This window comes from Roseofilum sp. SBFL, from assembly GCF_017746885.1.
Taxonomy (GTDB): Bacteria; Cyanobacteriota; Cyanobacteriia; order Cyanobacteriales; family Desertifilaceae; genus Roseofilum.
In genome coordinates, this window is sequence record NZ_JAGHZH010000098.1 from 17,707 (window position 1) to 28,876 (window position 11,170).

Annotated in this window: 4 protein-coding genes; 1 reads left to right on the plus strand and 3 read right to left on the minus strand. The window is 42.8% G+C overall.

Annotated features, from left to right (window positions below):
* Window positions 1-28 precede the first annotated feature (28 nt).
* From J7545_RS11095 to J7545_RS11105, 3 genes are all read right to left on the minus strand, one after another.
* Window positions 29-1,855, minus strand: a complete 1,827-nt coding sequence (locus tag J7545_RS11095) for an EAL domain-containing protein (RefSeq protein ID WP_318698008.1) — start codon at window positions 1,853-1,855, stop codon at window positions 29-31.
* A gap of 41 nt (window positions 1,856-1,896) precedes the next feature.
* On the minus strand, window positions 1,897-5,694 hold the full coding sequence (locus J7545_RS11100) for a PAS domain S-box protein (RefSeq protein WP_318698007.1): 3,798 nt from the start codon (window positions 5,692-5,694) through the stop codon (window positions 1,897-1,899).
* A 233-nt stretch (window positions 5,695-5,927) separates the two neighbouring features.
* A complete protein-coding gene (locus J7545_RS11105; protein ID WP_318698006.1) occupies window positions 5,928-8,456 on the minus strand; it encodes a CHAT domain-containing tetratricopeptide repeat protein in 2,529 nt (842 codons plus the stop codon).
* Between the two features lie 182 nt (window positions 8,457-8,638).
* Here J7545_RS11105 and J7545_RS11110 point away from each other — a divergent pair, with 182 nt between their 5' ends.
* Entirely contained in the window at window positions 8,639-10,702 is a 2,064-nt protein-coding gene (locus tag J7545_RS11110) for a thioredoxin domain-containing protein (protein WP_318698005.1), read from the plus strand.
* The last annotated feature ends 468 nt before the right edge of the window (window positions 10,703-11,170 follow it).

Below are 11,170 nucleotides of genomic sequence, written 5' to 3' on the forward strand. Positions count from 1 at the left end.
ATGATTACGGTTCTAGCTTATCCTAATTTTACCATTGGGGATTGGATTGCAGGAGGGCAGTGGCTTCTCTGATGTTCAGAGGTTTGGCAAACCAATAGCCTTGGCCAAAATCACAGTTGAGCTGTCTGAGGATTTCCAATTGTTTTGGGGTTTCTATCCCTTCGGCAACCACTTGCATGTTCAGGGTTTGGCTGATTTGGATGATGGGGGGAATGAGACCGAGATCTAATGGATCTTGACTGAGAGTGTTGATAAAGGAGCGATCGATTTTGAGGATATCGATGGGTAGGGTATGGAGATAGGAGAGGGAAGAGTAGCCTGTACCAAAGTCATCTAGGGAAATATGAATGTTTTGATCTCGGATTTGATGGAGGAGAGTGCGAGCATGTACAGGGTTTTCAATCAGGGCGCTTTCGGTAATCTCCATGGTTAAGGATTGGGGGACAACCTGGGTTTTAGCAATAGTTTCGAGGACTTTTTCCATCAGGTTCATTTGAGAGAATTGACGGACGGAAAGGTTAATGCTGATTTTGAGGCTGTCGTTTTTGAGGGTTTGTTGCCAGATTTTGAGTTGATTGCAGGCTTGCTGGAAGACCCAATAGCCAATATCGTTGATCAATCCGGTTTCTTCGCAAACGGGGATAAAGTCTGCTGGACTGACGAGTCCTCTTTGGGGATGTTGCCAGCGTACAAGGGCTTCAAATCCACTGATTTTGCCGGTTTGCAGGTTGATAATGGGTTGGTAGTGAACGAGGAATTCTTGGTGTTCTATGGCTTTGCGGAGTTCGGTTTCTAGGGTGAGTCGTTTAAGGGCGAGTTGGTGCATGGTGGGGTCAAAGACATGGTATTGTCCTTTACCCATGGATTTGGCTTTGTACATGGCAGTGTCGGCATCCCGAAGGACGTATTCGGGTTTGTGATAGTCGGGATGACTGAGGACAATACCAATGCTGGCGTTGATAAAGACTTCGTGAAGTTCGAGTTGAAAGGAATAGGAGAGGCTATTGAGGATGGTTGCTGCCAGTTTTTTGGTATCTTCTAGGTTGGCACAAGATTCTACGAGGATGGTAAATTCGTCTCCTCCTAGGCGAGCGAGGAGCATGTTTGCGTCAAGGAGAGAGTTAATGCGTTTAGCGATCGCCTTGAGCAATTGATCGCCCACGAGGTGGCCAAGGGAATCATTGATCACTTTAAAGCGATCGCAATCTAAAAAGAGGACAGCAAAGGATTCATCCGCACTAACTTTGAGCTTTTGAATAACTGATTCTAGTCGTTCCATAAATAGAGCCCTGTTGGGCAACCCGGTTAAGGAATCATGCAGGGCCATATCCAGAAGTTTTTGCTGAATTCGCTTGCGTTCTTGAATTTCTTGGGTTAAGACTTGATTGGTAGTTTGGAGTTCTTGGGTGCGTTCTTGAACTCGTGCTTCTAGTTGTAAGTTTAAATCTTTAAGTTGGGTTTGGGCAGCTTTCAGTTGTAATTGATGCTTGACGCGGGCTAAAACTTCTTCGATTTGAAAGGGTTTACTGATATAGTCACATCCCCCTACTCTAAAGGCTTTTACTTTGTCGAACACTTCATTTAATGCGCTGATAAATATAATCGGTATTTCTTGAGTTCGGTCGAGGGTTTTGAGTTCCTGACAGACTTGATAACCATTCATTTGGGGCATATTAATATCCAGTAAGATCAAGTCAGGAGGTTTAGCTTGAGATGCTTTAATAGCTGTTCTGCCATTCATAACACTGCGAACTTTATAGCCCTGCTGACTGAGCAAATCCGACAGAAGACGTAAATTTTCTGGGGTGTCATCAACCAGCAATATATTGTATTTTCCTGAAAGAGATTCAAGCATAAGCTTCGCTACTATTATTGATTGTGACTTATTATCTAGATTTAATATAACACTGAATTTAAGTTTTGAGTGATCGCTTCAAATTCAAAATTATCGACTAAATCATTTAAATATTTTGCTAGATTTCTTTGATCGTTGGGAATTTTTTCGATCAACTCTAAAATCAGTTCAGCATCAGCTTCTAAGGCAGCTTGGTAGAGATTGTGTAACCAGGGTTTGGGCATCAACTCCCAATTGATAGAAGCCTCACCTACCAATTCTAGGGAATTAGAGATTGAGGGCGATAATGGCAAAGCCGGATCGAGATAATCACAGACATAGGTGACCCCTAAATGTTGGGTCATTTTCTCAAATAACTCTTGATCTTGGAAAGGTTTACTGAGAAAATCATCGCACCCTACAGCCAGGATTTGTTCGCGTTCTTCCGTAAAGGCACTTGCAGTTAGAGCAATAACTCGAGTGGATTGACCTTGGGGATGGGATTTAATGTATTGAGTGGCTTGAAGTCCATCCATAACAGACATCCGAATATCCATCCAGATCAAATGGGGATTCCAGGTTTCCCAAATGGAAATAGCCTCTTCTCCATTGCTGGCTTGTTTGACCTCGAAGCCGACACTGTTTAATAAGGAATCTAAAAGCAGGCGATTATCTAATGAGTCATCAACGACTAAAATTCGGTAGTTAGGTTGATTGGGGGCTAAATGAATCACTCGACTGGAGCTTCTGATTGTTTGAGGTTGATGTAAGACTTCTTCGAGAGGCAAATCAAAGGTAAATTGAGTGCCGACATCCACTTGAGAGGACACTTGAATATCTCCTCCCATTAATTGTACAAACTGACGACTGATAGGTAATCCGAGACCGGTTCCTTGTTGAGATTGTCGGCCGACTGCGGTTTGCACAAAGGGTTCAAATAAAGTGTCTAGGTCTTCTTGGGCAATTCCCGGCCCCGTATCGCTCACTTCAAAGGCGAGTCTAAGGGTGTTGTTTTCTGGGGCAGCGATCGCCGAAATGGATAATTTGACTCCTCCTTGTTCTGTAAATTTAATGGCATTGCCTAAAAGATTTAACAAAACTTGACGTAATTTACTTTCATCTCCTTCCACATATTCTGGTACTTGGGGACTACACACCAAAGCCAAACTCAACCCTTTACTTTCTGCTTTGATTTGTAGCATTTCTTTGAGGGTATCTAACAGCATCCATAAATTAAATTCACTCTCATTAAGTGTGATCTTGCCGGCCTCAATTTTCGACATTTCTAAAATATCATTAATCAAGGATAATAAATGCTCACCACTACGATTAATGATCCCCAATTGCTCGCGATGGACAGAGTCCAGGTTAGAACTGCGGTCAATTAACTGAGTAAATCCTAAAATTGCATTTAATGGTGTTCTTAACTCATGGCTCATATTAGCTAAAAAGTTGCTTTTGGCTTGGTTGGCGGATTCAGCAGCTTCTTTAGCCTGAATTAAAGCAACTTCTGCTTCCTTTCGCACGGTAATATCCGCAATCATGGAAGCATATCCGATCACATGATTTTGTCTATCCATTAACACGGTATTATACCATTCACAGACAATTTCTTCCCCGGAGTCCCTGATATTATCACAAATGGCATAGGTGGTATCTTCTTCCGATTCCAAGGCTTGCATTAACTCATAAACTTTGTTCTTTTGAGTATCAGAAAATAAGATTTCAAAGCTATGGGGAGAAGATAAGACATCTAGGCGACGATAACCAAAAATACGTTCAGCCGCTTTATTCCATTCTACAATATTCCAATCAACCGACCATTCAATCACACCTAAAGGCGTTTGATCGACTAAAAACTCCAAGCGCTTCTGAGATTCTCTCAGTTTTTCTTCAGATTCTTTTCGCTCTGTAATATCAGTGTATGATCCAATAATCCGAATTTCTTCCCCCTGATTATCATACAAGATCTGACCTCGATCTAAAATCCACTTATAGCGACCATCTTTACAGCGCATTCGATATTCAATCGTAAATAAAGGATTATTTTGACTGTGCTGATATCGAAGATTGGTAAACATCACTTGTTCAAAGTCATCCGGATGTAAACGGGTCATCCATTCGCTGGGTTTATCACTAATTTCTGACTCCGAAAATCCCAACATTTCTTTCCATCGAGCAGAATAAAAGATCCGATTATTTTCCAAATCCCAGTCATAGATACCATCATTATTACTTTTGAGTGCAAGTTGCCAGCGTTTTTCACTCTTTTTCAAGGCTTGTTCTGCGGAGATGCGCTCTGTAATATCAGACTGAAGGATGACATAATGAGTCAGTTCTCCGGTTCTATCTCGTAAGGGATACAACGATAAGTGACTCCAGAAAAGCTGATTATCTTGACGATAGCTTGGACAACTAAACTGAAAGTTTTTGCCTTGACGAATGTGTCTTTTTATGGATTCATAGGGATGTTGATAAAATTTGTTTTTATAGAACCGCAACAGTCCTTGTCCTATGACTTCTTGGGGTGAATAGCCCGTAATTTTTTCAAAGGCAGGATTAACATAAATAATCGGTATGTCGGCTTGTTGAGCGTCACTAATAATGATGCCGTCATCCGAGATTTCTACGGATCTCTTGAGCAGTCTGAGTTGTTCTTCATTTTGTTTTCTTTCCGTGATATCGCGAGCGACTAAAATAACTTTTTTATCTGGCATAGGAGAGAGAGTCGCGGAAAACCAAAACGTCTGTTGAGGGAGGGTTAAATAGTATTCAAAATTAAGGCTTTTTTTCTGATGGATGACATTTTGTAAATGTTGCATCAATTCCGAACGATAATCTCCGTAAATAATTTGATTAATGGTTTCTCCAATGAGATCGTAGCCGTCTTGCTGATATATGGCTGGACAAGTGGGAGAAAGTTTGATCATTTCTGCTTCCCGATCCATCACTAAGACGATCTCAGTCATCGCCGCAAAAACCGATCGCAATTCTGCTTCGGAAGTATGTAACTTTTGTTCTAAAAGTTTGCGATCGCTAATATCTTGGATAACACTGAGAAAGTATGCGGGTTCTCCAGATGGATTACGCACTAAAGATATCATTATATTTACCCAATTTTGTAGTCCAGTTTGGGTGAAATAATTGTTTTCAATGTTAATAAACGGTAATGTGCCATTGAGAAGTCGATCTAAGTAACGGCGAGTAACGTCTTGGTAATTGTGATTTTCTAAACTCTGGAGATTTTGAGGAACCATGAGTTCAAAAAAAGAGTGATTAATCAAGCCTGAACTGCAATACCCGACTAAATCACAAAATTTCTGATTGACTTGAATAAAGTTTCCTTCTAGGTCAATATGAGCCATACCAATGACCGCCTGGGCAAAGGTTTGATCGAAAGTTGTCTGAGAGGGTCGAGTTTGTTGTGTCCCGCGATCGTTACTCAGATTTTGTAATAAAGTTGACAGATGAACTAGACCAATTAATTCATGAGTTGAGGAGACTAAAGGAAGAGAAGTCAGTTGATGATGCTCGACAAATTCAAGGAGCGTTGCAAGCTTATCCTGAGTGCTGAACATTTCCCACTCAGTAATTTCTAGGGTAATACCTTCCGGTTGCATGACTTGCTCAACAGTCATCTTCTCAGCACTCTCTGGCGAAGTAAGATAAGGTAAAAAACGAGACAACTGCACGCGGCCAACTAACTGTTGCTGTTTAACAACTAATGCTAAGGAAGGCTGAACTTGCCCAGTTTGAGACTGCTGATAGAGTTGCCAGTGGGCGATCGCCTCTGACAATAGCATCTGAGGCTCTAGAGTTAGAGGATGATAATCAATCCACCGCTCCTCTGCAAGAGTCACGATTTGAGAATTAGACTGGTGCATAATAGCCAGGGAGTCCGGGGCTTACGCCACGTTTACTATTCAAAATGAATCCTGTAGAATCAAGTGTTTGTGCAATTTGGCGCTTGCTTTCTGTTATATCAAATTTAAGTCAGTTTTCCTACCCAGGCTGATTTTGGGAAACCTCAGTCATTTTAACAACTCAAGAATACTGGCAACAGAAGACGATCTATGGGTGTAAAATTCCGATCTTATTCAGATACTCCAATCAAGGTAAATGCTGCCCAATTCCGAGGTTCAGGGAACTGTTTTTGGGTCAGTAACATGGCTTCACGGAGGGCACTGGCTTTATCTTGTTTTTGTTGCATTTGTTGATAAAAGTTAGTCATCACCGTCACGGTGGGTTCATCGGGAATTGCCCATAAGGAGACTAATACCCCTTCGGCTCCCGCACTGATAAAGGCTCGCGAGAGTCCAATTACACCATCACCGTTAATATTGCCCCGTCCTGTATCACAAGCGCTCAGTACTGCCAATTCTGCTCTCAGGGAGAGTTGAGATATTTCTTTTGCCGTGAGAAAACCGGGATCGCCAGCGGTTGGAGCTAGAGCTAAAGAACTCAAAAATCCTCCTAGATCATTGAGCAGTCCATGGGTTGCCAAATGGATCGTGGGACTAGATTCCATTTGAGAGACTACCACAGCTTTAGTTGCTCGATCACCAATTAACGGTTCTGTATTGAGTAAAGTGGCGATCGCCTCTGCTTCAAGTTCTGCTCCCGGTAAATCCTCCAGTTGCAGCGTACTTTTACCCCCTTCTAACTCAATTTCGGGCATCGTGGGATTACCCACCACTAAAGGAGGATTAACGCTAGAGCCTTGATTTTGATTGCGCTGTTGATTTTGACGAGTTAAATCTAACACTTGAATCGAAGGAGAAGTCATCAACGTATGTTTCTCGACTAAGTAAGTTCCCTGTCCATCCTGGAGAGCCGGAAACGGTACTAAAAGCAACGAGTCTTGGGGAATAAACGTTACGCGCTCCTGCGGATTGTTGGGCAGTAAATCAGCAATTGGTTCAATCAAATACTCATGCAATTCTTTCAAGGGTTCTCCTGGAGGCAGGTGGCGACGGGATAACCCCGTTAACGTAATAAAATCCCGTGCATTTTTCACCAATTGATCTAAATCAAAATTCAGAGGAACCTGGCGAAATTCAATATTTCCTTGGGGAGAAATTACCCAAACATATAATTGAGTTGCTTTCCTTTCTGATGCATGAGAAGTCAACCATTCTCCCGGCCCACTTTGATAAAACCGTCCGTATTCATATTGCACCGTATACGTGACTAAAGTCGTCTTTTCCCGTTGAGCAATTTGCTTGATCTGGTTTATATTTGGGGGTTCAGTCTCCATCGAATTGGGATTAGTCTCTAATTTACTCACCAACAAATCAACCAAGGCTCTAGCCCGACCCGCTTCCGAAAGCTCTAAGGCTTCAAGGATTTGATTTTGCTCAATTGCAATTTGCTGTAAGAGGCGATAAACATCCGTAGATCGATCGTAGCTAAATATTTTAAATTCATCTTCAGATAAGTTGGTAAAACTCAGATTCGATAGCGTCACTTTTCGCTGGCTATCATAACCTTCTATCGCTTTATAAAATCTAGATTTTGCGGCTTCTAATTGTTGGGATTGCAGAAGTAAAAAACCCAGCTTTTCCTGACCAATAGCTTGGGAAGCCACACGAGAAAATTCCAAGGATTCAGTGGCATTGGGAGACTCTTGTTGTCGTTGTTTAAATCCCTGGTCTAGAATATCGAGAGCTTCAGTCTGAAGGGCGATCGCCTGCTCTAAGTTCCCTGACCAGTAGTAAACTCTACTCAGATCTTGCAGGGCAAAAGACTCAGTTGTAAAATCACCTTGTTCCCGAATAGTATTTAAGCGTTTTTCTTGTAAGGCGATGGCTTGCTCATAGTCTTCCTGAATCGTATAATATTCACTCAGTCCGTTCAAGGCTTGATTCACTTGGAATAGATTATCCGTTGCCTCCCCCAAGGCTAAAAGCTCCTCGAGTGTTTTTAAGGTTTTTTCCTGTTGTTTGGCCCAACTGTAACTAATGCTCAGGTGAAATAAAACATCGCCTTTAAGCTGAAATTCACCAGTAGAATTAGCTAAAGATAAGGCTTCTTCCTGGATTTCAATAGCTTGACGATAGTTGCGGTTAGCAAAGTAAGCTAATCCCAAATCATTTAGAACTTCAATCTCTTCGGTTTGGGTGCCAATTTCACGGACAATTTCTAGGTGATTTTGGCGCAGAAAAATCGCCTTTTCATAATCAACGGCTTGTAGATAAGCCAAGCTCAAATATTTGAGAATAACTTTACGGCCCGAAGGGGTGCGGGCTGCTTGCAACTGGGATTCTAAAAAGTCAATACCATAGGGATCTCCGAGTTGACTATGGGCAGTAGCCAAACTCCAAAGAATACTCCCTTCAAGGTCTTCATCTTGTAATTGACGGGCTAATCGAAGTGCCCGCTTATAGAGAGGTATAGCTTCCTCAAGTTGACCCAAATATTGATAGGCAATAGCTGCTTTATTGAGTACACTTAATTCAAACAACGGGTTGCCTAATTGCTGGGCTTGCTCCAACTCCTGGGGATAGGTTTGTAAAATATTTTCATAAACTGGGCGCAATTGATCCACCGGATTAGCCCAACTGACGGAAGCTAGAAAAGTTAGAGCATTGAAAAATAAAATAGTTAGGATAGATTTTATCATAGTTTATCGAATCTCTAGAAGAGAAAATTGTGTCTCAATTTGAGTTGTTCCCAGCCGTGATGATGCTACCCTGAAGAGGCAATTGGCTCTAAGCGAATTGTCAGTCAATCGTGAATTGCACAGTTTCTGAGAATTAGTATTAGAATGCAGAAGATATTGTTATCTTCACCCATCATAGATCAATGACCAATCGTTTGGCCCAATCCCGAAGTCTCTACCTCCGCAAACATGCTGAAAATCCGATAGACTGGTGGCCATGGTGTGATGAAGCACACCAAACGGCAAAAAAAGACAATAAACCGATTTTTCTCTCGATTGGCTATTCAAGCTGTCATTGGTGTACGGTGATGGAAGGGGAAGCTTTTAGTAATGCAGAAATTGCTGAATATATGAATGCTAATTTTCTGCCTATTAAAGTGGATCGAGAAGAGCGTCCCGATGTGGATAGTATTTATATGCAAGCGTTGCAAATGATGACGGGACAAGGGGGATGGCCTTTAAATATTGTCCTTACTCCAGACGATCGCATTCCCTTTTATGGCGGCACTTATTTTCCCGTGGAACCTCGGTATGGTCGGCCCGGATTTTTACAAGTGTTGCAAGCCTTGCGAATGTTTTACGATCGGGAAGGGGAAAAATTAGCCAGTCGCAAACAGGCGATCGCCGAAGCTCTGCACCAAGCAGCGACTATCCCCGCAACCAGAGAATTGGGCGAAGATCTCTTGTACCAAGGCTTACAAACCAGCGTCGGTATCCTCACGGCACGGGATATGGGGCCCAATTTTCCCATGATTCCCTACGCTGAAACTGCCCTCAGAGCCACCCGTTTCACCGCGATAGATCCCCCCTACGATGCCCTGGAAAGCTGCGCTCAGAGGGGCTATGACCTGGTGCTGGGGGGCATTTTTGATCAGGTAGCTGGAGGGTTCCATCGCTACACGGTGGATGGGACTTGGACGGTTCCCCACTTTGAAAAGATGCTCTATGATAATGGTCAGATTATGGAATATCTGGCCCATTTGTGGGATGCGGGGGTACAGGATAAGGCGATAGAGAGGGCGATCGCCACCACTGTCACCTGGTTAAAGCGCGAAATGACCGATCCCAAAGGCTATTTTTGGGCGGCTCAAGATGCCGATAATTTCACCTCATCCACAGCTTTAGAACCGGAAGAAGGGGATTTTTATATCTGGGACTATGGCACATTAGAGCGTCAACTCACCCCAGAAGAATTTCAAGACCTTCAGCAACAGTTTGATATTACCGAATCCGGGAACTTTGAAGGTAAGCTGGTATTGCAGCGCACCCAAAAAGGGCAACTTCCCGATCGCTTAGAAACTGGATTAAGTAAACTTTTCACTTTGCGCTATGGCAGCGATCGCGACTCCCTCCCCACATTCCCCCCTGCTCGCAATAATCAGGAAGCAAAACAACAAACTTGGCCCGGACGAATTCCACCAGTTACCGATACTAAAATGATCTTATCCTGGAATAGTTTACTATTATCTGGGTTAGCCGCAGCCGCGAAAGTTTGGCAACGTCCCGATTATCTGGATTTAGCCATTCAGGGCGCTAATTTTATTCTAGAGAATCAATGGGTTAAGAGTCGCTATCATCGTCTCAACTATGAGGGGGAACCCGATGTTTTAGCCCAAGCTGAAGATTATGCACTGTTGATTAAGGCTCTGTTAGATATTCAGCAGGCGAGTTTGTGGTGTTCTCCGAGTTTAGAACTGCCCAATCTACAGGAAAAAGCAATCCAGATTCAAGCTGAATTTGATGAATTGCTCTGGAGTGTAGAATTAGGCGGATACTATAACAGTGTCAAAAGTGATGATTTAATTATCCAAGAACGGAGCTATTTGGATAATGCAACTCCCGCAGCCAACGGCATTGCGATGGCGAATTTAGTGCGCTTGTTTCTGTTAACTGAAAATTTGGATTATTTCGATCGCGCCGAACAAGGTTTACTGGCGTTCAGCACTATTCTATCCAAATCTCCTCAAGCCTGTCCTAGCTTGTTTGCAGCGTTAGACTGGTATCGTAATTGTACCCTAGTGCGAATTGTGGAGGGGCAACTCGAGCAGCTACGGGGGTTATATTTACCAACTGTTCTGATCCAGAAAGTTCCCGAATTACCCGAAGGAGCGATCGCCTTAGTTTGCCAAGGTCTTTCTTGCAAAAAACCGGCAACCTCTGTGGAGGAATTGCACCGTCAATTACAGCAATGTCAAACCCGAGCTTAGTGAGTAAATACCCTCTCCTTAACCCGTGCTAAAGCTCAAGTGAATTGTTCTGTCCACTCACAGTGGGAGCGCTCTGGCGGTTGGAAAAGGGTCTTGAAAAATTTTCGTTTACTGATTTAGCCGACCCTTTTGTTCGGGTCAATTGTTCCGTGGTTATATGTTGTTCCGAGTTCTTATTTATTACGAGGATTTAATAAATTGATAAACACCGTTAATCCATTTAAATCCTTTTATCCTTCCGGATAATTAGCGAATTTCCTATTAATTGAACTCGGAAAGTGACAGAAGAGGGATAGTCTATCTTAGTGTCCCCGCGTCTCCCATTCCCTATCCCTCTTTTGTCACTCTGCCGAAAGAGGGATAGAATAAGAGGACAAGTAAAGAGCTGAAAAATAGAATAGACAATGGATGTAGAGTACCCACTCCGGAAACACGTAGCTCGCTCTGCTGAAGCAACGATTCTGTTAG